The sequence below is a fragment of the Bartonella sp. MR110HLJHH genome, from assembly GCF_042194225.1.
In the GTDB taxonomy this organism is placed as follows: Bacteria; Pseudomonadota; Alphaproteobacteria; order Rhizobiales; family Rhizobiaceae; genus Bartonella; species Bartonella grahamii.
Genome location: NZ_JBHIMQ010000117.1, coordinates 1 through 532, shown reverse-complemented (window position 1 = coordinate 532; position 532 = coordinate 1). Strand labels below are relative to the sequence as shown.

1 pseudogene is annotated in these 532 nt (G+C 41.7%); it reads left to right on the top strand.

The features are described from left to right. Positions 1 to 532: pseudogene (locus ACFIKB_RS09675) on the top strand (hypothetical protein); the annotation flags it as partial.

Genomic DNA, 532 nt, shown 5'->3' with positions numbered 1-532 from the left:
AAGAGGTTACTGATAATAGAGATACGAATAGTTTGACTTGGAATGAAGACAAAGGATCGTATGACGCTAGTCATAAAGGGGCATCGAGTAAGATTACGAATGTAGCTTCTGGTAAGATAGAAGAAGGTTCGCAAGAAGTTGTGAACGGTGGCCAGCTCTGGACTGTGAATGAGAAGGTAAAAGAGGTTGAGAACAAGGTAGATACGATTGATCAGCAGGTAAAAGATATCACGACAGCAGTAACGGATGGAGCTGTTAACTATGACAAAGATGCGGATGGCAAAAAGACCAATAGCATTACGTTAGCAGGTGGGAATGAAAGTGATCCGGTCTTGATAGATAATGTAGCGGATGGCAAAATTGAAGAAGGCTCTAAGCAAGCAGTTAATGGTGGTCAGTTACATGATTATACAGAACAGCAGATGAAGACGGTCCTTGAAGATGCGAAAAAGTATACGGATGATCAAGTGAACGGTCTTGTCAATAATGGCGTTAACGAGGCGAAATCCTATACGGATATGAAGTTTGAGAC